Origin of the sequence: Desulfovibrio fairfieldensis, assembly GCF_001553605.1 — a bacterium.
In the GTDB taxonomy this organism is placed as follows: domain Bacteria; phylum Desulfobacterota; class Desulfovibrionia; order Desulfovibrionales; family Desulfovibrionaceae; genus Desulfovibrio; species Desulfovibrio fairfieldensis.
Map to the genome: position 1 here is coordinate 1,753,163 of NZ_CP014229.1, position 21,631 is coordinate 1,774,793.

Annotated in this window: 20 protein-coding genes; 17 read left to right on the forward strand and 3 right to left on the reverse strand. The window is 61.9% G+C overall.

Translation table 11 applies throughout. The features are described from left to right. Nucleotides 1–137 precede the first annotated feature (137 nt). The 9 genes from tnpA (at nt 138) to AXF13_RS07515 (ending at nt 10,811) form a co-directional block, all read left to right on the forward strand. Nucleotides 138–596 (forward strand): IS200/IS605 family transposase, encoded by a 459-nt coding sequence (gene tnpA, locus AXF13_RS07475; RefSeq protein WP_062251401.1) that lies wholly within the window; start codon nt 138–140, stop codon nt 594–596. A 279-nt stretch (nt 597–875) separates the two neighbouring features. Next, complete coding sequence (rpsU, locus tag AXF13_RS07480) at nt 876–1,079, forward strand: 30S ribosomal protein S21 (protein WP_009302365.1); 204 nt, start codon at nt 876–878, stop codon at nt 1,077–1,079. A 295-nt stretch (nt 1,080–1,374) separates the two neighbouring features. Beyond that, a complete protein-coding gene (locus AXF13_RS07485; protein ID WP_062254770.1) occupies nt 1,375–1,827 on the forward strand; it encodes a GatB/YqeY domain-containing protein in 453 nt (150 codons plus the stop codon). Nucleotides 1,828–2,320: 493 nt separating this feature from the next. Next, nucleotides 2,321–4,678 (forward strand): endonuclease MutS2, encoded by a 2,358-nt coding sequence (locus AXF13_RS07490; protein WP_083521998.1) that lies wholly within the window; start codon nt 2,321–2,323, stop codon nt 4,676–4,678. Between the two features lie 341 nt (nt 4,679–5,019). Beyond that, entirely contained in the window at nt 5,020–6,756 is a 1,737-nt protein-coding gene (gene dnaG, locus AXF13_RS07495) for a DNA primase (RefSeq protein ID WP_062252268.1), read from the forward strand. Beyond that, nucleotides 6,749–8,518: an RNA polymerase sigma factor RpoD gene (rpoD, locus tag AXF13_RS07500; RefSeq protein ID WP_008684907.1), complete on the forward strand. Its 1,770-nt coding sequence runs from the start codon at nt 6,749–6,751 to the stop codon at nt 8,516–8,518. Before dnaG ends, rpoD begins: the two co-directional genes overlap by 8 nt. Before the next feature lie 270 nt (nt 8,519–8,788). Beyond that, nucleotides 8,789–9,502, forward strand: coding sequence for a thermonuclease family protein (locus AXF13_RS07505; RefSeq protein ID WP_062252269.1), 714 nt, complete (start codon nt 8,789–8,791; stop codon nt 9,500–9,502). Further along, nucleotides 9,499–10,257: a 7-cyano-7-deazaguanine synthase QueC gene (gene queC / locus AXF13_RS07510; protein ID WP_062252270.1), complete on the forward strand. Its 759-nt coding sequence runs from the start codon at nt 9,499–9,501 to the stop codon at nt 10,255–10,257. The genes AXF13_RS07505 and queC overlap by 4 nt, the downstream gene beginning before the upstream one ends. Beyond that, nucleotides 10,257–10,811 (forward strand): hypothetical protein, encoded by a 555-nt coding sequence (locus tag AXF13_RS07515; RefSeq protein ID WP_062252271.1) that lies wholly within the window; start codon nt 10,257–10,259, stop codon nt 10,809–10,811. The genes queC and AXF13_RS07515 overlap by 1 nt, the downstream gene beginning before the upstream one ends. Nucleotides 10,812–10,960: 149 nt before the next feature. Here the strand turns inward: AXF13_RS07515 and AXF13_RS07520 are convergent, their stop codons facing one another. From AXF13_RS07520 to AXF13_RS07530, 3 genes are all read right to left on the reverse strand, one after another. Then, complete coding sequence (locus AXF13_RS07520; protein ID WP_062252272.1) at nt 10,961–11,488, reverse strand: threonine/serine exporter family protein; 528 nt, start codon at nt 11,486–11,488, stop codon at nt 10,961–10,963. After that, on the reverse strand, nt 11,485–12,339 hold the full coding sequence (locus tag AXF13_RS07525; RefSeq protein WP_008684912.1) for a threonine/serine exporter family protein: 855 nt from the start codon (nt 12,337–12,339) through the stop codon (nt 11,485–11,487). The genes AXF13_RS07520 and AXF13_RS07525 overlap by 4 nt, the downstream gene beginning before the upstream one ends. 125 nt (nt 12,340–12,464) lie before the next feature. After that, complete coding sequence (locus AXF13_RS07530; RefSeq protein ID WP_062252273.1) at nt 12,465–13,358, reverse strand: ornithine carbamoyltransferase; 894 nt, start codon at nt 13,356–13,358, stop codon at nt 12,465–12,467. A gap of 371 nt (nt 13,359–13,729) precedes the next feature. Between AXF13_RS07530 and AXF13_RS07535 the strand changes: the two genes are divergently transcribed. From AXF13_RS07535 to AXF13_RS07570, 8 genes are all read left to right on the forward strand, one after another. Next, on the forward strand, nt 13,730–14,395 hold the full coding sequence (locus tag AXF13_RS07535) for an HAD family hydrolase (protein WP_062252274.1): 666 nt from the start codon (nt 13,730–13,732) through the stop codon (nt 14,393–14,395). Nucleotides 14,396–14,500: 105 nt separating this feature from the next. Further along, entirely contained in the window at nt 14,501–15,220 is a 720-nt protein-coding gene (locus tag AXF13_RS07540) for an ATP-binding protein (RefSeq protein ID WP_062252275.1), read from the forward strand. Between the two features lie 222 nt (nt 15,221–15,442). Further along, entirely contained in the window at nt 15,443–16,384 is a 942-nt protein-coding gene (gene metA / locus AXF13_RS07545; RefSeq protein WP_009302355.1) for a homoserine O-acetyltransferase MetA, read from the forward strand. Nucleotides 16,385–16,419: 35 nt separating this feature from the next. Beyond that, the gene (locus tag AXF13_RS07550; RefSeq protein ID WP_009302354.1) at nt 16,420–16,860 is read left to right on the forward strand and encodes an RrF2 family transcriptional regulator; all 441 of its coding nucleotides are present in this window, start codon (nt 16,420–16,422) and stop codon (nt 16,858–16,860) included. Next, a complete protein-coding gene (nifU, locus tag AXF13_RS07555; protein ID WP_062252276.1) occupies nt 16,847–17,683 on the forward strand; it encodes a Fe-S cluster assembly protein NifU in 837 nt (278 codons plus the stop codon). The genes AXF13_RS07550 and nifU overlap by 14 nt, the downstream gene beginning before the upstream one ends. Nucleotides 17,684–17,686: 3 nt before the next feature. Continuing rightward, nucleotides 17,687–18,841 (forward strand): cysteine desulfurase NifS, encoded by a 1,155-nt coding sequence (nifS, locus tag AXF13_RS07560; protein WP_008684919.1) that lies wholly within the window; start codon nt 17,687–17,689, stop codon nt 18,839–18,841. A 217-nt stretch (nt 18,842–19,058) separates the two neighbouring features. After that, nucleotides 19,059–20,363, forward strand: a complete 1,305-nt coding sequence (locus tag AXF13_RS07565; RefSeq protein ID WP_062252277.1) for an HD domain-containing phosphohydrolase — start codon at nt 19,059–19,061, stop codon at nt 20,361–20,363. A gap of 99 nt (nt 20,364–20,462) precedes the next feature. Next, a complete protein-coding gene (locus AXF13_RS07570; RefSeq protein ID WP_062252278.1) occupies nt 20,463–21,536 on the forward strand; it encodes a bacteriohemerythrin in 1,074 nt (357 codons plus the stop codon). Nucleotides 21,537–21,631 lie beyond the last annotated feature (95 nt).

The following is a 21,631-nucleotide window of genomic DNA, read 5'->3' on the forward strand; positions in this document are numbered from 1 at the left end:
GTATGGAGAAAACCCCCCGCTAGGCGGGGGGTTCTAAAAAGCTTACAGCTTTGCCCATGTCAGTAAAACTCCTTTTGATTTGTTAAAAAGTCTCGCGGTCTGGCAACTGCGAGTCAACAAATCAAAAGGAGGTCACGATGGGTGACGCCAAAAGTTTAGCCCACACAAGGTGGAACTGCAAATATCACATTGTTTTTGCGCCTAAATATCGCCGCCAGGTGTTCTATGGTGAAAAGAAGCGCGCCATTGGCGAAATTCTGCGCAAGTTGTGCGAATGGAAGGATGTAAAAATAGTGGAGGCAGAATGTTGCCCAGACCACATCCACATGCTGCTTGAGATTCCCCCCAAAATGAGTGTGTCGAGTTTTATGGGCTATCTAAAGGGTAAGAGTAGTCTCATGATCTATGAACAATTTGGGGATTTGAAGTTCAAATACCGCAATCGAGAATTTTGGTGCCGTGGGTATTACGTCGATACAGTGGGCAAGAATAAGGCCAAGATTCAGGATTACATCAAGCATCAGCTGGAGTCGGATAAACTTGGCGATCAGTTGAGCCTACCCTACCCAAGGAGCCCGTTTACGGGCCGCAAGTAACAGAAATGCAAATGTCAGATCGCAAGAGCGCCTGCTAGGGCGCAGCTGGTAAGAAAGCCTTACAGGCGCATATGAAGAACCCCCGGCTATGCCGGGGGGTTCCTTTTTCTTGTCCACTGGAAAATGCGCCTTTCCGGACCTTGAGGGCTGTTCAACAATTTTAAAATTGAACCGCTCCAGTGCTTGCTTTTTTTCCAGCCAAGCACTATACAGACTCTTCATATTTTGCAGCGCCGTGCTTTTTACAGCCCGGCCTGCCCGCCGGAGGGGGTGATATTCTTGCCCGGAGTTTTTCTCAACGACGACGATTACAACTTCGACATTGCCTTGCGCCGTTTCAAGAAGCAGGTGGAGAAGGCCGGCATTCTTTCTGAAATGAAGAAGCGCCAGCACTACGAAAAACCGAGCGTCATGCGCAAAAAGAAGAAGGCCGCCGCCCGCAAGCGGTTGATGAAAAAAATCAGAAAAATGAACATGGCCTAGGAGCTGTTTCTAAATTAGGATTTTCGTTCTCTGCCAAGGAAGGCGAGTCTTGAGCGGAGGGAGTATATTCAAACATATTCGACCTTCGCACGGGGCGAGTCTGACGCTGGCAGAGAGGGCGAAAGGACAATTTAGAAACAGCCCCTAGCCCATCCCACAGCGCGCCATGCCGCGCATTGCGCGGTGCGGTTCCGCTGTCCTGAGGCCATCACGCATTCGGACAGAAACTGCGGGAAATCCCTTGGGGATTTCCCGCAGTTTCCGCTTCTTTTCCACTCTTACCCCCGGCACCGCCATGAGCCTATCTGAACAGATCGAGAAAGAATACATCCAGGCCTACAAAGCCAAGGATGCCGTGCGTCTTACCGTGTTGCGGCTTCTGAAAACCGCGGTCAAAAACAAGCTGGTGGACCTTCGGCGGCCCGGCGGCAGCCTTTCCGACGAGGAAATGCTGGACGTCATCATCAAGGAAGGCAAGCAGCGCCAGGATTCCATTGAGCAGTACACCGCCGCCAACCGCGCCGATCTGGCCGAGAAGGAAGCCGCCGAACTGCGAATTTTGCAGGAATACCTGCCCAAGGCCCTCAGCCCCGAGGAACTGGCGGAGATTATCGAGACCACCGTCACCGAGCTTCAGGCCGCCACGCCCAAGGATATGGGCCGGGTGATTTCTGCCGTCATGGGTGCATACAAGGGCCGGGTGGACGGCAAGGCGCTGTCCGAGGCGGTCAAAAAACGGCTCAGCTGAAAACGCGCCTTTTGTCCTCCGGACTGCGTCAGAATGTCGTTTGCAGGCCGGGGTTGCACGGGAAATGCTACCCTCGGTCCGCAAGCGGCGTCTTCCCTGTCAAAGAACAAAGTCCATGTTTTCAGGGAAGCGTTTTGCCGTAGCTCTTTTATTTTTCAATTCCCCTTAGGGGTGTTTCTAGAGCGGATTAACTTTGAAATTTTACAAATTTCAAAGTCGGCATTCCGGCGAAAAATGTGGTTATCGTTGCTACTGCTCCCCGTATGGTTCCGTTGTCGCCAACGGGGACAGCCCTTCGGGCTGCCTTCGGTCGCTTCGCCGGAATCCACGCCGCGTTGCTCTCGATGCCTGTACGCCCTTTGGACTACAGGCACGGCCCTACGGGCCGCCCGTCGGGCCGGTCTTCGCGGCGCGCCTCACCGTGTTCGGCGTTAGAGCATTTCAAAGTTGAAATGCTCTAGTGCTGGCGCAACCCTTACGGCACAAAGAAATCATGATTCATACCCGCACTCTCAATTCCCTCGAATTCGGCAAAATCACGGAATACCTAGCCGGGCTCTGCTGCTCGGGCGTGGGCCGCGAACGCGCCTTGGCCCTTGCTCCCCTGCCGGACTCCGAGGCCGTGGCCCTGGCCGCACGCCTCTATGAGGAAGCCGCCACCTGGGCCGCCCGCCCCGTGGGCGACGGCGGCAAGGGCTTCAGCCTGGCCGCCTTTCCCGATGTCGGCGGCCTGCTGCACGCCGCCGAGCGCCCCCAGTCCCGGCCCGACGCCGACGCCTTCTGGGCTCTGCGCGAAGTGCTGCGCCTGGCCCAGAGCGCGCAGGCCGCCATCAATACGCCCGAGGCCCCGCGCCACTGGCCGCATCTGCTGGAGCTGGCCCAGGCCGCGCCCATGCCCGTGCAGCTCACGGCGGCGTTGAGCCGCTGTATTTCCGACGACGGCCTGATCAGGGACGAAAGCTCGCCGGAACTCTATCGTCTGCGCGGCGAACTGCGCCGCCTGCACCAGAGCTGCATGCGCAAGGTCAAGGATTTCGCCCTGCAGTACAATATGCTGCCCTATCTGCAGGACGAGTTCATGACCCTGTCCTCGGACCGCTATGTGCTGCCGCTCAAGGCCAATTTCAAGGGCCGCATGCAGGGCATCATCCACGACTGGTCCCAGACCGGCGAAACCTGCTATTTCGAGCCCATGTTTCTGGTGGAGATCAACAACCGTCTCCAGGAACTCAAGCATGAGGAGCGCGAGGAGGAGCAGAAGGTACTGGCCTATCTGCGCGACCTGCTGGCCGCCGAACTGCCCGGCGCCTGGGCCGCCCTGGACCTGCTGGCCCGGCTGGACGTGTTGCAGGCCATGCGCCGCCTGGCCGATCTGTATGACGGCCGCTGCATCAGCCTCTCGCCGGTGGAGGAAGGCATCAGTCTGCTGGAGGCCCGCCATCCCCTGCTGGCTCTGGCCCGGAGCAAAAACACGGGCGCGGACAAGACCGCCGCCGCGCCGGTCCGGCCCCTGGACATTCTGCTGCGCCCCGGCGAACGGGCCCTGGTTATCACCGGCGGCAACGCGGGCGGCAAGACAGTCTGCCTGAAAACCCTGGGGCTCGTGGTGGCCATGACCCTCAGCGGCCTGCCCGTGCCCGCGGGCAAGGGGTCGCATCTGCCCTGGTTCAACCGCATGGACGCCTTCATCGGCGACGAGCAGAGCCTGGATGACAATGTTTCCACCTTCACGGCCCAGATAGACCATCTGGCCAAGGCCTGGAAACATCTGGACCAGCACGGTCTCGTGCTGCTGGACGAATTCGGCGCGGGCACGGACCCGGCCCAGGGCGCGGCATTAGCCCAGGCGGTCCTTGACGAATTGCTGGACAAACATACCTTTGTACTGGCAGCCACGCATTTTCCGGCGCTCAAGTCCTACGCCCTGACCCGCGAGGGAGCCAGGGCGGCGTCCATGTTGTTTGATCCGGCCACAAAAAAACCGCTGTTCAAGCTGGCCTACGGCCAGGTAGGGGCCAGCCAGGCTCTGGATGTGGCGCGGGAGCACGGCCTGCCCGAAACCATTGTGCACCGGGCCGAACACTATTTGCTGCAGGACGGCCAGGACGCCACGGCCCTGCTGGGGCGGCTCAACGATCTGGCCGCCCGGCGCGAGGAAGAACTGCTCGTCTTGCGGGCGGAGCAGGAAAAAGCCCGCCATGCCGTGCAGCAAAGCCGCGAGCGCCTGGAAAAGGAACGCGTCCGCCTGCACGAGGAAGTGCGCGGCAAGGCCGCCGAACTGATGCGGGCCTGGAAGGAAGGACGGGCCACGTCCAAGCAGGCCCTGAAGGAAATGTCCCGCCTGCGCGCCTCCCTGGCCCCGGCTGTGGAGCCGGAGACGCAGTCCGTGCTGCCCAAACCGCAGCATTTCACGCCGGGTCAGAACGTGCTGCACAGTGTGTTCAACAAGCGCGGCGTGATCACGGACGTGGATGAACGCCGGGGCCGAGTGCGCCTGGACATGAACGGCGTGAATCTCTGGGCCGAGATGAAGGATCTTCGCGAAAGCGGCGGCCAGGCCCCCCAGGCAGCGCCGCGCAGTGCGGTGAAGCGCGGGACCGACGAAAGCGCCTCCCTGAGCCTGGATTTGCGCGGCATGCGCGCGGACCAGGCTCTGGCCGAAGTGGAGCGTTTTCTGGACAAGGCCCTGCTGGCCGGTTTTTCCGAGGTGGAAATCGTGCACGGACGCGGCACGGGCGCGCTGCGCCGCGAAGTTCACGAATTTCTGCGCGGCTTTCCGGCTGTGGACCGGTTCGTACTGGCCCCGGAGGACAGGGGCGGGGACGGCATGACTATCGTCACATTTCGTTAACCACTGTCGTTACATGAACCTTTTTGACTGCCGATCGCGTCGTCGAGGTTGCCTTTATCCGTAGCGCCGCTGTCCTTCTCTGCAGGCCGCATTGCGGCAGAGGCAAAGGCAAGGCGGCAACGCCGCCGACGGCCGAAGCAAGCGCGCTTTTTGCCCCGGTCGGGCATGCTACGGGAAGGGCGTTCTTCCATCACAAACAACGCGTTTTCCTTGCCGGAAAGCCAAAAATTCTCAGTGTAAGCGGCAGTACTCGGCAAGCGCCCCACGTGGGTGCCTTTTCCGTTTTCCATTGCTGCGTTGACGGCATTCCCCCGCAACGCTAGACCGGAGCACAGGGCTGCATGCAATCCAAAGACGCCATCCGCGCCATCAAGGAGCGCCTGAACATCGTGGACATTGTGCGCCGCTTTGTGGAGCTCAAACGCAATGGCCCGCGCTGGGTGGCCCCCTGCCCCTTCCACCAGGAAACCAAACCCTCCTTTTCCGTCAATGAGGAACAGGGCATGTTCTACTGCTTCGGCTGCCACGCCTCCGGGGACATTTTTGATTTCTACGGCCGGATCAACGGGCTGGATTTCAAGGAATGTCTGGAGCAGCTGGCCGCCGAGGCCGGGATCACCATTGAACGCGGCCGGAGCAACGCCCGCAGCCAGGGCGAGGAGCGGGAGCGCCGCTCAGGCCGCCAGCAGATGCTGCGCATGTATGAGCTGGCCGCCGGGCATTTCAGCGCTGCCCTGCAAAGCCCGGAAGCCGCCGAATGCCGCGAGTATATCGAAAAGCGCGGCCTGAGCGAGGACATCGTGCAGCGTTTCGGCCTGGGGTGGGCCCGGCGCGAATGGCAGTCCCTGGCCGACGCCCTGCGCCGCGCGGGCTTTGACGCCCGTCTGGCTGTGGAGGCGGGCCTGCTGGGCCAGTCCGGCAACGGCCGGGCCTATGACCGCTTCCGGGGGCGGCTGATCTTTCCCATCAAGAGTCTTTCCAACCAGATCATCGCCTTCGGCGGACGGATCATTGCCGGAGAGGACGAGGCCAAGTACATCAACAGCTCGGACACGCCCATCTATAAAAAGGGCGAGCATCTCTACGGCCTGGCCCAGGCCCGGCGCGGCATCACCACCAAGGGGCGCGCCCTGCTCACCGAAGGCTACATGGACGTGCTCACCCTGCACCAGTTCGGTTACGACAACGCCGTGGGCGTGCTGGGCACCGCGCTGACGCCGGAGCAGATCAAGCGGCTTTCGGGCTTCGCCTCCCAAATGGTGTTGCTCTTCGACGGAGACCGGGCCGGGCGCAAGGCCGCCCTGCGCTCCTGCGAAATGCTGCTCACGCGCGGCCTGGCCTGCAACGTGGTGCTGATGCCCGAAGGCGAGGACATCGACAGCCTGCTGCGCACCGCCGGGCCCGAGGCTTTTGAGGAATTGCAGGCCAAGGCGCCGGACGGGCTGCGCTTCTGCGTGGACGTGCTCAAGGCCCTGGCCCCGCGCGAAACCGTGGAATGGGCGCGCAACTTCCTGCGCCAGGTGGAATTGCCCGAACTGGTCAGCCCGTATGTCTCGCGGCTGGCCGGGCATTTGCAGCTTTCGGAAAACGAGCTGCGCCAGGGCCTGGCCGCCTGGCATAGCCAGAAACAGGACGGCCGGGGCCGCGCCCCGGCGCAAACGGCCAAACCCAGCCTCGCCCGGCAGAACATGCGCGACCGCCAGATTATGATGTACGCGGTGCGCTATCCCGAACGGCTCGACGACCTGCGCGCTCTCGGCGCGGATCTGACCCTCCAGTCGGCCGTTGCCCGGCGGCTCTGGGACAAGATTGAGGAATTGGGGGAAGAAAGCCCCTATCATCTGGACCAACGCGAAAAAAACTTCTGGACCCTCTGCCGGGGGGCTGAAGCCGCGCCCCGCGACAACGGCGACAAGGAACTGGAATTCCTGCGCCGCGACCTGGACGCCTATTACGCCTCGGCGCAAAAATCGTCTGTTTCCGCAGCGTTACGCGAGAATACCGGCACAGGTGACTTTGCGGCTGATTTGGATTATCTTCGCGCACTGCAGGAAACCTTGGAGAAAGGGCATGAGTAATCTTAAAGATATCCAGCAAATACAATCTCTTATCGCCAAGGGCAAAGGTACGGGCTTTCTGACCTTTGAAGAGGTCAACAAGGCTCTGCCCGTGGAAATGAGCACGCCCGAGCAGTTTGAAGAGATTATCGGCATTTTCGAACAGCTGGAAATCGTCATTGTGGATTCCGAAAAGGACGGCAAAAAAATTTCCGCCACCGCCGCCGAAACCGACGACGACGTGAGTGAAGACACGCTGGACCTGACCGAAGACGAGGAATCAGCCGACTACTCCTCCCGCAGCACCGATCCCGTGCGCATGTATCTGCGCGAAATGGGCGCCGTGCCCCTGCTGGATCGCGACGGCGAAGTGGTCATCGCCAAAAAAATCGAAATGGGCGAACAGGACGTGCTCTACGCCCTGGTGGAAGTGCCCGTGGCCGTGGAAGAACTCATCAACGTGGGCGAGGATCTGCGCCAGAACCGCGTCAAGCTCAAGGACGTGGTCAAAACCATTGAAGAAGACGACCCCAGCGAAGACGAGATGAACCAACGCTCGCGGGTCATCCTCCTCCTGGACGAAATCAAGCAGGTCTTCAAGAAAAAACGCAAGATCTACAAGAAGCTGGACGACTGTTGCACCCTGGAACGCCGGGTCACGGCCACCCAGAAGGAAATCATCAGCTTCAAGGAAGAGATCGTCACCCGCCTGCGCGACATCAAGCTGGAAAAGACCCTCATCGACCGGATCATCGAGACGGTGGAAGACTATGTGCGCCAGATGCACAACTGCCAGCGCGATCTTTCGGCCTACATCCTCTCCACGGGCCGCACCCAGGTGGAAATCCAGACCATGTTCGACGGCCTGGAAAAGCGCGAGGTCAATCCCACAGAGGCGGCGCGCGACCTCAAGCTCAGCGTTGACGAGCTCTTTTCCTTCAAGGAAATGATCATCGGCAAGATTGAAATCCTCAAGCGCCTTCAGGAAAAATGCTGCCACAATGTGGGTGACCTGGAAGAAGTGCTCTGGCGCATCAAGCGCGGCAATACCGCGGCCATGCGCGCCAAGCAGGAGCTGATCCGCTCCAACCTGCGTCTGGTGGTTTCCATTGCCAAAAAATACACCAATCGCGGCCTGCAGTTCCTGGATCTGATCCAGGAGGGCAACATCGGCCTCATGAAGGCTGTGGACAAATTCGAGTACCAGCGCGGCTACAAGTTTTCCACCTACGCCACCTGGTGGATCCGCCAGGCCATCACCCGGGCCATCGCGGACCAAGCCCGGACCATCCGCATTCCGGTGCACATGATCGAAACCATCAATAAGCTGATCCGCACCTCGCGCTATCTGGTGCAGGAACTGGGGCGCGACCCCACGCCCGAGGAAATCGCCGAGCGCATGGAATATCCGGTGGAAAAGGTCAAGAAAGTGCTCAAGATAGCCAAGGAGCCCATCTCTCTGGAGACGCCCATCGGCGACGAGGAAGATTCCAGCCTGGGCGATTTCATTGAGGACAAGAAGGCCGTGGCTCCGGCCGAGGAAGTCATCAACACCAAGCTCTCCGAGCAGCTGGCCGCCGTGCTGGCGGATCTGACCCCGCGCGAGGAGCAGGTGCTGCGCAAGCGTTTCGGTATTGCGGAAAAGAGCGACCACACCCTTGAGGAAGTGGGCAAGCTCTTCAACGTGACGCGCGAACGCATCCGCCAGATCGAGGCCAAGGCTTTGCGCAAGCTGCGGCATCCGGTGCGGAGTCAGCCTTTGCGCTCCTACTACGAAAACTGATGGCATTTGATTCTTTTTGCCGCTGGCTGTGTTAGGCGGCGCGGCCCGGCTTGGTTACGCAGACAACTGCTTTGGCCGTTGCGGCAAAGGAAGCTACGGGCAAAGACAGCAACTGGTTACTGCAACCATGTGTGACTAGTTGCTGTCGCCATCCGTAAGCCTCGTGAACTCGGCAACGGCTAGCGCCCGCGTCGGGCCGCTTGCCTGCCGTGCCAGCGGCAAAAATTTCTCAAATGCCATTTATTTGCTAAGACGGCACAGGAAAGTAAAATGGCTGCGAGTACAGCGAATTTCAGCAACAGCAAATGGCCCCGCCATGCGGAGAAAGCCGTTCTGCTTCTCTTGCTCTGCTGCCTGCTTCTGCCGTCGGCGGCGCGGGCGGAGGAAGACGCCCTGCCCCAGCCGGAAGGCGTGGTGGCCCGCTGCTTCGACGGTGACACTCTCAAACTTACGGACCGGCGCGTGGTACGTCTGGCGGGCATCGACACGCCGGAGCTGGGGCGGGACAACAGGAAGCCCCAGTTTTACGCCCGCGAAGCCCGGCAGGAACTGGACGCTCTGGCCAAAGGTCAGAAAGTCCGTCTGTTCGCCGCCGGAGTCAAAAGCAAAGACCGCCACGGCCGCATCGTGGCCGACGTGCGGCTGGAGGACGGCCGGTCCCTGAGCGATCTGATGCTCGAACGGGGCGCGGCCTTTTACTATCCGCATCAGGATCAGAGCCCGCAGTTGCAGGAACGCCTACGCGGCCTGCAGGAACAGGCCATCAATGCGCGGCGCGGCCTCTGGGCCCATCTGCTCTCCCTGCCCCTGGCGCACCAGAACTACACGGGCAACCGCAATTCCCTGCGCTTTTTTCCGGCGGACTGCCCGGAGGCCCAGCACATCAAACCCCGCAACCGGGTCTATTTCGGCACCCTGATGGACGCCTTTCTGGCGGGTTACGCCCCGGCCAGGGTCTGCCAATTCTGGCCCACCCAGCCATGAGCACCGTTTCCCCCTCTCCCCTGCAACAGGAACAGGCCCTGGTCATCTTTTCCGGCGGTCAGGATTCCGCCACCTGCCTGGCCTGGGCTCTGAGCCGCTTTGAGCGTGTCCAGACCCTGGGCTTTGACTACGGCCAGCGGCACAACGTGGAACTGGCCTGCCGTCAGCGTCTGCGTGCGGCTCTGGCGGATCTTGATCCGCTCTGGGCCTCCCGTCTGGGACCGGATACCCTGTTGAATGTGGATATTTTCCGCCAGCTGGCCGACACGGCCCTGACCTCCGAGGCCCCCATCGCCGCCGACGGTCCGGGCGGCCTGCCCACCACGTTCGTGCCGGGCCGCAATCTGCTGTTCATCCTGCACGCCGCTGTCTGGGCCTATGCCAAGAATATCCGCCATCTGATCCTGGGCGTCTGCCAGAGCGATTCTTCCGGTTATCCCGATTGCCGCGACGACAGCATCAAGGCCATGCAGGTGGCGCTCAATTGCGGTATGGACAGCCGCTTCGTCCTGCACACGCCGCTGATGTGGCTGAGCAAGCGCGGAGCCTGGGAGTTGGCCGAGTCTCTGGGGGGGACGGCTCTGGTGGACCTGATTCTGGAAGAAAGCCACACCTGTTACGCGGGCGAACGCGGCCGGCGTTATGACTGGGGCTACGGCTGCGGGGTCTGCCCTGCCTGCCGCCTGCGGGCCTCCGGTTACGCGGCCTACCGGGAAGCGCGAAAAAACGGAGAACAAGGCCGCACGGAGGTCTGATGTCCAAAAAGCAACTCAGCGCGGCCCAAGGCATTGAAGCGGCCTGCATCCTCTTTCAGCTCAACAGCAAAACCGCCGACATCCTGCGCTTGGCTGAAAATGCCGGGCTGCCTTCCGCGTATGCGCACGGGCCGGAACAGGCCCGGCTCCGCGCCGAATGGCTGGCTTTTGTCCACGCCGTGGTCACGGCCGGACTCATGCAGCACGCACCCAACAGCGTTCTGGCGGGTTATCTGCGGGAAACCGGCAATCTACTGCGCGCGGCTGAAACGGACGCGCCCGCCGAAAGCAACAATGCCGCAACAGCGGGAACTCTCGCTCAGGCCGACTTTGTGGACGGCCCTTTTGCCGCCTATATGGCTCTGCTGGGGCACGGCGAGCAGGCCGGTTGCCCGGATCTCTTCTGCCGCCGCCTGGCCGAAGGGGCAGCGCCCGGCGTTGCGGCCGAACCGGTCGCGGATGCTCGCGCCCAGGCCCGTCTGGCCGCTGCCATGGCACTGGTGATCAGCGCCGTGTGGGATAAGCTGGAAGAGTATGAGATCCTGCCCGATTAGGGGCTGTGATCAACACTCCGGAGTGTTGTTTGCCGACGCCGGCAAGGGAACGTGGTGTTGGAGTAGTCGAGGCATCTTACGGCTGCATGCGGCCTTGGAACACATGGTGTTTCAAGGCCGATCCGTTTTTATCCCCCTGCCGTTTCCCCTCAATCCCCAGCACGCCGGTTCGGCTTTCCGTAACGGCGGATTCCCCGCAGGCCCCGGACCAGGGGCGATTCCCGGTGAAACAGAAAGAGCGGCAGCACGGCCCCGATAACCAGGGCGCACATGATGAAGAAGGTGGTCAGGCTGTTGTAGACGATGCTTACCAACAGTTCCTGGCGCAGGGGCATGTCCGCTGTGCCCAGAAACTGCATGGTGGCCAGGATGGCCTTATAGGCGAACATGCCCGGAATCATGGGCAGGAGCGCGGGAAAGGCGAACATCTCCGCCGGAATGTGCCAGCGCCGGGTACACGGCATGCTGCACAGCGAGATCAGCAGGGCCGCGCAGAGTGAGGCGCTGGCGATGCCCACGCCTTCCCGCATCAGCGCGAAACGGCCCATATGCCCCACGGCGGCCAGTGCTCCGGCCACAAGCACGACCTTCTTGGGCGGGTTGGAAATGACGGCGAACCCCATGGCCGCCACGGCCGCGAAAAAGCCGTCCGCCAGCATTGTCAGCAGAGGGGTCACAACGAACTCACCCCCAGCAGGGCCATGGTCAGGGCCAGCCCCAGAGCGATGCAGGCAATCAGAATACTGGCCTGCACGGCCCGGGCAAAGCCCATCAGCGCATGCCCATCCATGATGTCCAGCATGGCGTTGATCAGGGGAATGCCCGGGATCAAAAACAGCACGCTGGCCGCCAGAGCGGTCTGCGGCGTCGTGCCCCAATGGAACAGCACGCCCGGCGCGGCCAGCAGGGAGGCGGCGAAGGCGCAGAGAAAGAAGACGATCTTGCCGTCCACGCGCCAGCGCACCAGAAGCTGGCGCAGATAAAAACCCGCCAGGGTGGCGATGAAGACCAGGCCCATGGCCGTGGCGTCGCCTTCAAACAAACGGCAGAAGGCGGCATTGGCGCAGGCCACCAGAATGCGCACCAAAGCCGGATGATAGCGCGGCCCGCTCAGGATGGCGTCGAGACTTTGCCGCGCTTCCTCCAGACTCAGACGCTCGTCCACAATGCGCCAGCCCAGAGCGTTGAGGCCCGCCACCTTCTGGAAGTCCGGCGCACCGGCCTTGATGGAGCCCACCGAAGTACGGCGGTCCCGCCCGTCCGCCGAGGTGACGGAGAGCATCAGATGCTTGGGAAAGACCGCCAGATCCACCGCAAAACCAAAGGCCCCGGCAATGCGCACGGCATTGCGGTCCACACGCGCGGTCTGCGCGCCCAGGGCCAGCAGGGCCGCGCAGAAGACGCGCAGAAAGTCGTTGACCTCCCATGCGCTGGGGGTCTGCGCGACCGGGCCGAGGCTGCCGGAACTTTTGTGCGGGGCACGGGAAAGCGCGGCCGTGGCCGCGCTTTGTTGTGAAGAATCGGACATATCGTGTCTATACTAAAGCAGATTCATTTTGACGGCGGGCAAAGGCCGCCTGCTCACATTTCGTGACAAGGAGTTGCAGGCAACAGAGCCGTTGACGCATTTCATGCGTGAATTGCTCTAAACACCTAGGCCGGGCTCTCGTTATCCAGAAACACCCAGTGCAGAATCCGCTTGTGCACACGCAGGCGGTATTCGGCCTGGCGCACCAGCCAGGAGGCCGGACTGGAAAGAATCTTCTGATCCACGGGAATGGCTTCCACGGGCGAAGCACTGAGCAGCAGACGCACATCGGGATTGGCCTTGCTCATCAGCGCGGCGTCAAGCCGCCAGGAACCGACATCCTCGGCGCTCATGCCGCCCCGGCAACCGGCAAAGACAAAATTGGCGTCCTTCACCGCTTCCTCCGGCGTTTCCACAAATGTCACCGGGGTTTGCAGCTTGTCCACCACGGCCTTGAGCGGGGCCGGGTCCAGATGCGGGGGCAGGGCCACGCGCAGAGCAAAGGGGAAAAAGGCCGTGGCCGCGATGAGGGAATGGAGCGTGCCGTTGGCGCACCCCAGCCAGGAGGCCGTGACGCCCTGCAGATAACGGGAGGCGCGCAGCATGCAGGCGATGTCGGCCAGGGCATGGGCCGGATGCGCGTCCGGGCTGCCCGCATTGATGACCGGAAAATTCACATTGGCGGTCCGCATGTCCCAGGTGTTTACCGGCAGGCCGTAGGTGTACAGGCAGTCCAGATAATAGCCGAAAATCGGCATCAAATGTTCCTGATAGTCATTGAGCTCCATGCGCCACGCGCCCTGCTCGCCCTCATACACTGTAAAGCCGCCCATCTGGCGTACGGCCGCCGTCACGCAGAGGCGCTCGGACAGGGATTGCTGGGCAAAAATCAGCACGGCTACCCGCTCGGTCATGAAGTCGGTGCGCGCCTTGGCATCCGGAGTGCCTATGGCCTGCTGCACCAGCAACCAGCAGGCGTTCTCTCCCAAATCCTTTATGGTCAGTACATGTCTTGGCATTATTTCCTCCCGTGAGGGGCCGGCACGGGCAATATGCCACGGCCGCATACAATTTAACTGTAGCAAGGCAGCCCGGCCCTGTCCAGAAGCCGAACAGCGGGAAACAACGCAAATCAGGCAGGTTGGGGAGTGGAGATCGTCTGGCGTCGTATGGAAAAGCGCGGTGTTGGCGCTGAATTGAACGCTTCCGGTCCATGAGCCGTGACAACGGCGCCCCAGACGCATGATGCCAAACCGATCCGCCATGATATGCGGCACTTGGGCTTATGGCGTTTTTCGGCTATACTGGCGGCCAAACTCGCTGACGGCGGACCCGCCGAGAGCGGCGCAATCTCCGTGAGGCAACGTTTGTTCAGTAGAATGGAGCGGATATGAAGGCTTTTATTTTTGATCTGGACGGCACCCTGCTGGACACGCTTGAAGACATCGGCCAGGCCTGCAACGCTGTTCTGGCCGCCCACGGCTATCCCACACATCCCCTGGCGGCCTACCGCCGGATGGTGGGCAACGGCTTCGGCCGTCTGGTACGCAGCGCCCTGCCCCCGGCGGCGCTGCAAGCACTCACGCCCGAGGCGCTCACCCCCTTGGTGGACGAGGCCCGCGCCTGGTACGGACGACATATGCGCGAGCATACCCATCCCTATGCCGGCATGCCCGAAGCCCTGACGGAACTGGCCCGGCGCGGCCTGACCCTGGCCGTGCTGTCCAACAAGCCCGACGACTTCACCCGGACTCTGATCAACCACTATTTTCCGCAAATTCCCTTTGCCGAGGTACGCGGCGGGCGCTCCGACACGCCGCTCAAGCCCGATCCCGCCGGGCCCCGGGCCATCTTGGCCGCGCTGGCTCTGGAGGCCGGGCAGTGCTTTTACGTGGGCGACAGCGACGTGGACATGCTCACGGCGCGCAATGCGGATATGGTTTCCGTAGGCGTGGGCTGGGGCTTTCGCGGCCTTGAGGAAGTGCGCGCCGCGGGCGCGCGACATCTGGTGGACACACCGGCGCAATTGCCGGAACTAGTACCATGTAACACTTAAAACTTCGTTTTACGTGTTAAGATCGCTGCGCCGAAAAACGTGGTTTTCGGCTTGCTCACGGCGGCTTTGCCGCCGCGCCGGGCGAGAGCCTGACGAAGGAAGACTATGAAACGACCTATTATTGAGATCGATGAGGAAAAATGCAACGGTTGCGGCCAGTGCGTGCTGGACTGCGCCGAAGGCGCGCTGGCCGTCATTGACGGCAAGGCCCGTCTGGTCAGTGAAGTATTCTGTGACGGTTTGGGAGCCTGCCTGAACTGTCCGCAGGGCGCGCTGACCCTGACCACGCGCGAAGCCCCGGACTTTGACGAGGCGGCGGCCCTGGCGGCCAAGGCTCAGCGCGATACCCCGAACGGCCCGGCCCGGCCCGCGCCGATGACGCCTCCGGCGGGCGGCTGTCCCGGCAGCGCGGCGCGTGTGCTGCGCCCCCTGAGCGGGAACGCCGCCGTTCCGGCCGCCCCTGAAGCTCTGCGTGTGGAGCTGCCCACCTGGCCCATCCAGTTGCGGCTGGTGCCGCCGCAGGCCCCCTTTCTGGACGGCGCGCATCTGCTGCTGGCCGCCCATTGCGCGGGCTTCGCCCTGCCCAACCTGCACAAGGACTGGCTGGCGGGCCGCGTGCCGCTCATAGCCTGCCCCAAGCTGGAAGACAATACGGTCCTGCTGGAAAAACTGACGGCCATCCTGCGCACCGGGCGCATTGCCGGGCTCACGGTGCTGCGCATGAGCGTGCCCTGCTGCGGCGGGCTGGAGCGCCTGGCCAGACAGGCCCTGGAGGCGGCGGCTTGTAATCTGCCCCTGGAAATCCATGTGGCGCGGCTGAGCTGAACAAAGCAAAACCCGGCTTTGGCCACACATCAGGCCAAAGCCGGGAATCAACGGCGTTGACGGCGCCTCGCACGGGGCCGCGGCGCGGGTAAAATTTTTTGTTACGCCTTGACAAAACCTAGCAAACAACTATGTTTTAAGCACGGCGTGATGCAACGACACCGTATATCTGAGGATAAGCACGCTTTGCCTTTGCGCAAGGTCTTGTAAAGGATTGTGGACATGCCCATCAAGATTCCCGCTGATCTCCCGGCCCGCGCCGCCCTGGAAGACGAAAACATCTTCGTCATGACCGAGGACCGCGCCCGCCGGCAGGACATCCGGCCTCTGGAGATCGTCATCGTCAACCTGATGCCCACCAAAATAGCCACGGAAACGCAGCTGCTGCGCCTGCTGGGCAATTCGCCCATCCAGGTCAACATCACCTTGCTGCGCACGGCGGCGCACGAATCCAAGAATACGCCCCTGCGCCATCTGGAGCGTTTTTACAAGACCTTCGCGGAGATCCGCCACCGCAGTTTTGACGGCATGATCGTCACCGGCGCGCCCGTGGAACATCTGCCTTTCGAGGATGTGGACTACTGGCAGGAACTGCTGGAAATCATGGGCTACGCCCAGGGACACGTCTACTCCACGCTTTATCTCTGCTGGGCGGCCCAGGCGGCTCTGTACCATTTCTACGGCCTGCCCAAGTACATTCTTCCGGCCAAGGTCTCGGGCATTTTCTGTCATGAGGTTCTGCATCCGGAATGCCGCCTGTTTCGCGGCTTTGACGACGAATTTCTGGCTCCGCACTCACGGCATACCGAAGTGCGCGCGGAGGACGTGCTCAAGGTGCCCAATCTGCGCGTCCTGGCCGAGTCCGGCGAGGCCGGGCTGGCCCTGGCTGAGAGCCTGGACCACAGCCAGGTCTTCATGACCGGCCATCTGGAATACGATCGGGGCACCCTGGACGCCGAATACCGGCGGGATCTGGGCAAGGGCCTGGACCCCGTGGTGCCCAGGCACTACTATCCCGGCGACAATCCCTCGGCCATGCCGTTGATGACCTGGCGGGCGCACGCCCACCTGTTTTTCAGCAACTGGCTCAATTATTATGTATATCAGGAAACCCCGTTCAGCCTCACGGCCATTTCCAGAAGCCGTGAGACACGGGCGGAATAACCGGCCGGAGCCTCTGTCCGACCAGCGAGGTGCGCATGCGTTTTTCCACCAGAACCCGTTACGGTTTACGTTTTTTGCTGCGGCTGGCGGCCCAGCCCAAGGACAGTCTGCTGCAGCTGGGTCAAGTGGCCCGCGAGGAGAACATCTCCTCGGGCTATCTGGAGCAGATTGTCCGGGCCCTGAAGCCTCTGGGCATCCTGCGGGCCGTGCGCGGCTCGGGCGGAGGCTACGCCCTGGCTAAAGATCCGTCTGAAATCAATATGGAAGATGTCTTTCTGCACCTGGAGGGCGAGATCGCGCCGGTGCGCTGCCTGACCAAGGGGCGGTGCTGCCAGCGTGAGCAGCAATGTTCCACGCGTGGCTTCTGGAAAGAACTGGACGGCCACATCCGCGGATTCTTGCAGCAGCACACTCTCCGGGAAATCATAGAATCTGAAAAGCATTCCGCTTCAGGAGGCAATTATGTGGAATTATAGCGAAGCCGTGCATGATCATTTTCTGCACCCGCACAACGCGGGCCCCCTGACCGACGCCAACGCCGTGGGCGAGGTGGGCAGCCTGGCCTGCGGCGACGCGCTCAAGCTCTATCTGAAAATCAATGACCAGGGCGTCATCGAGGACGCCGGTTTTGAAACTTTCGGCTGCGCCAGCGCCATCGCCTCCAGCTCCGTGCTCACGGACATGATCAAGGGCATGACGGTGGACGAGGCGCTCAAGCTGACCAACAAGGACATCGCCAATGCCCTGGGCGGCCTGCCCAAGCAGAAGATGCACTGTTCGGTCATGGGCCAGGAAGCCCTTGAGGCGGCCATCCGCCAGTGGAAGGGCGAGCCGCCCGTGCCCCACGCCCATGAAGAGGGCAAGCTGGTCTGCAAGTGCTTCGGCGTCACGGACGCCCAGATCATCCGCGCCATCCGCGAGAACAATCTGAAGACCGTGGAGGAAATCACCAACTATACCAAGGCCGGGGGCGCCTGTGGCGAATGCCTGGACGAGATCGCCGAAATTCTCGCCACCGAGCTCAAGCAGAAGCCTCTGGCCGAACTCAAGCCCAAGCCGCGCATGACCAACGTGCAGCGCATGCAGCAGGTGCTTAAGACCATTGACGAGGAAATCCGGCCCCAGCTCGCGGCCGACGGCGGCGACATCGAGCTGGTGGACGTAGACGGCAAGCGGGTGACCGTTTCCCTGCGCGGGCGCTGCTCGCACTGCCGCTCCAGCGAGGTGACCATCCGTAATCTGGTGGAGCGTCTGCTGCGCGAGCATGTGGAACCCGACATCGTGGTAGAGGAGGCTTAAGCCATGAAGACCATCTATCTCGACAACAACGCCACCACGGCCGTGGCCCCGGAAGTGCTCGCGGCCATGCTGCCCTATCTGGGCGAACTCTACGGCAACCCTTCCAGCATGCACAGCTTCGGCGGCCAGGTGGGCGAAGCCGTGGACACGGCCCGCGAACGCATCGCCGCCCTGCTGGGGGCCGGTCCGGATGAAATCATTTTCACCTCCTGCGGCTCGGAGAGCGACAATACGGCCATCTGGTCCGCCCTCCAGACCCAGCCGGAAAAGCGCCACCTGATCACAACACGGGTGGAGCATCCGGCGGTGCTCAATGTGGTCCAGTACTGGGAGCGCCAGGGCTATCACGTGACCCTGCTCGGCGTGGACGGCAAGGGCCGCCTGGACCTGGACGAATACGCCGCCGCCCTGTCCGACGACACGGCCCTGGTGTCCATCATGTTCGCCAACAACGAGGTGGGCGACATCTACCCCATCCAGGCCATGGCCGAAATGGCCAAGGAACGGGGCATACTCTTCCACACCGATGCGGTACAAGCCGTGGGCAAAACCCCCATCGACCTCAGGCATCTGCCGGTGGACATGCTCTCCCTGTCCGGGCACAAAATCCACGCGCCCAAAGGCATCGGCGTGCTCTACGTGCGCAAGGGCGTGCGCTTCAGACCGTTTCTGCGCGGCGGCCATCAGGAACGGGGCCGCCGGGCGGGCACGGAAAACGTGCCCTACATTGTGGGTCTGGGCATGGCGGCCCAACTCTCCAGCGACCATATGCAGGAAGAGCGCGTCAATGTGGCCCGGCTGCGGGACAAGCTGGAAAACGGCCTGCTGGAGCGCATCCCCGACTGCATGGTCAACGGCGATGTGGAAAACCGCCTGCCCAACACCAGCAATATCGCCTTCAAAAATGTGGAAGGCGAGGCCATCCTGCTGATGCTCGACCGTCTGGGCATCTGCGCCAGCTCCGGTTCGGCCTGCACCTCGGGCAGCCTGGAGCCGTCGCATGTGCTCAGAGCCATGGGCGTGCCCTTCAACTACGCCCACGGTTCGGTGCGTCTCTCCCTCTCCCGCTACACCACGGAAGAGGATGTGGATTACGTGATTGAAAACTTCCCCGGCGTCATTGAAACCTTGCGGGCGATTTCCCCCTTCAAGAACTGATCCGTAATGCGGCACAACGCCGGAGGGCATGCCCTCCGGCGTTTTCATATGCCTCCCGCCGGACAGACGGTGAAAACGCCCGGCGGCGGGCCATGGCTTACAAAAAAGTGTGCATTACATAAAAACGGCGTACCCGCTTGCCTCCCGAACCACTATGATTTAGTTTTGCTCAGCCCTTCAGGATATTCTTCCGGTGGGGGCAACAGCGTGAGGCTTTATGCGGACGATCCGTCTTTTTGATTTGCTCAGAGGCTTTTCCACCGCGCTGGACATGGTGACGCCGGCTCTGGCCGGACATCACGCGCGCGTGGCCTATCTGAGCCTGCGCATGGCGGAAAAACTGGGCTACAGCCGACGCAGGCGCAGCCAGCTGCTGACCGCGGCCATCCTCCACGATATCGGCACCGTGCCCCTGAAAACGGAAACCAGGGATCTGGTTTTTGAAATCAACGAGGGCCCCCACTCCCGTGCGGGCTGGGCTTTCTGCAAAACAGCGGGACTGCCGGAGGCCATCCATACCCTGGTCCTCCACCACCATACCCCTTGGAGCACGGCCCGCGCATGCGGCGGGGACGCCCGTCTGGGCAATCTCATCCATCTGGCCGACAGGCTGGACATTGCCCTGCGCGCGCAGAAAAATACGGATTTCACCGCCGTGGCCGAGCATCTTTCCCGCCAGAGCGGCAAGTTCGCTCCACGCTATCTGGAGGCCCTGCGCGCTTTGGCCGAAGACCGGGAGTTCGTGGAACAGGCCGGCCATGCGGAAGCCATGCTCCAACATTTGGGCGAAATCGCCCCCACAGAATGCCTGGGGCCACGAAAATTGCTGAAGGTCTGCGGACTGTTTTCCCTGATCGTCGACTCCAAAAGTCCGTTCACGGCCACCCATTCCAGCGGCGTGGCCTATACGGCCCGTGCCTTGCTGCAGCGCAGCGGCCTGGCAAGCGCAGAGGAATATACCACCATTTTTGTGGCCGGTCTGCTGCACGATATCGGCAAACTGGCCGTGCCCACGGAAATCCTGGAAAAACCCGCTGCCCTCACCCCCGAGGAATTCGCCGTCATTCAGCGTCATGCCGGAGTCGGCCTGGATCTGCTGGGCAGCGTGCCCGGCTTTGCCTGCATCCGGACCTGGGGCGGCCTGCACCACGAGCGGCCCGACGGTTCGGGCTATCCCCTGGGCCTCAGCGGACGGCAACTCCCCCTGCCCGCACGGATCATGGCCGTGGCCGACGTGTTCACCGCCCTGACTGAGGACAGGCCCTACCGCAAAGGCATGCAGATCGACGATACCCTGACGGTCATGCGGGACATGGCCGGTCGGAGTGCCCTGGACGCCGACGTGGTGCGTCTGCTGGCCGACGACGTGGCCCGGATCAATCGGGCCCGCCTTGACGGGCAGCGTAAGGCCGCTGAAAATTTTCAGCAACTGCGCGCCCTGTGCCGCAAGCCGGAAGAAACCGGCCCCGAGGGCGAAGCGCCCGTCCACGACGGCGAGCCTTACGGACACAGAGCATTTTGATACTGTCAAAATATTCCGCGCACGCTTGCTTGGCCGTCAAGGAACAATTTCAAGCGCGACAGGCTCTAGGGGCTGTTATGCGCAAGGCAGGATATAACGATGCGTACCACTCTCTTTCTGCTGCTGGCCTGTGGACTGCTGGCGGGTGCGGCCACGGCTCTGGCCCCCGCCGCGCCCCTGGACTGGATATTGCCGGTTCTGGCCCTGCTGCCGGGCGGCTGCGGCCTGATTCTGCTCTACCGGGCGGTATTCGCCCCGGCAAAGGCGCTGGAACGGGATCTGCGCGGCCTGAAGGAGACCGCCGCCCTGCCCTGCGACGCGGCCTACGGCCTGCTGCGCCCAGTGGCGGACGCGGCGGCCGGACATGCGGAGCTGTTGCGGCGCGAACTGGCCCAGGCCCGGTGGGACGCCGAGGAGGCGACCCAGTCGTTGGAGGAGTGGCGCGAAAAATACAAGCTGATACAGGCTGGTCAGCAGCTGATCCGCGAGAACTTGGCGGCAAGCGCCACGCGCATCCACATACTTTCCGATGAATTATCCCGCTTGTTGCCTTCCCTGGCCGAGTCCGGTCCCGGCGCGGCTCCGGCCGGTGAGGAAGCGCTCTCGCGCCGCGCGCGCGGCGCGGATGCGCTCATCACGCAATTTCTGAAAAAATTCAACAGTGATCTGGATTTTCTCAATGCCTGTCTGGCGCAGGTGGAAAAATTCACCGACATGGCGCAGACAGAACAGCCGGCGGTGTTCCGGCCCAGCGGCGACGCCATTGTGACTTGGTCCGACAGTCTGTCCACGGGCGTACCGGCCGTGGACGGGCAGCACAAACTTTTGCTTTCCTACATCAACAAGCTGCACCGGGCCATCCGGGACGGCAGGGATGAAAAGACCCTGCTGGAAGTGCTGGACGCTCTGGCGGGCTATGCCTTCACCCACTTCAATACAGAGGAAATCTTCTTCAGCCACTCCGACTACCCGGATGTGGAGAAGCATATCCGCGTGCACGACCAGTTCAAGGCCAAAGTGGTGGAATTCCGCGACGCGGTTTCAGACGGCAAGGCCAATGTGGATACGGAAGTGCTGGACTTTCTGAAAAACTGGCTCATTGAGCACATTCAGGGCATGGATGTCGCCTTTGCCCCCTATCTTGCCAAAGCGTCGGGCGACGGCCGGGGGTGATCCCGGCCGTGCCGGATTCATTCTGGAACAGATTCACGGTGAAATTGCTCTAGGGTCTGTTAAGACTATAGAATTTTTGTTCGCCTGCAAGGAAG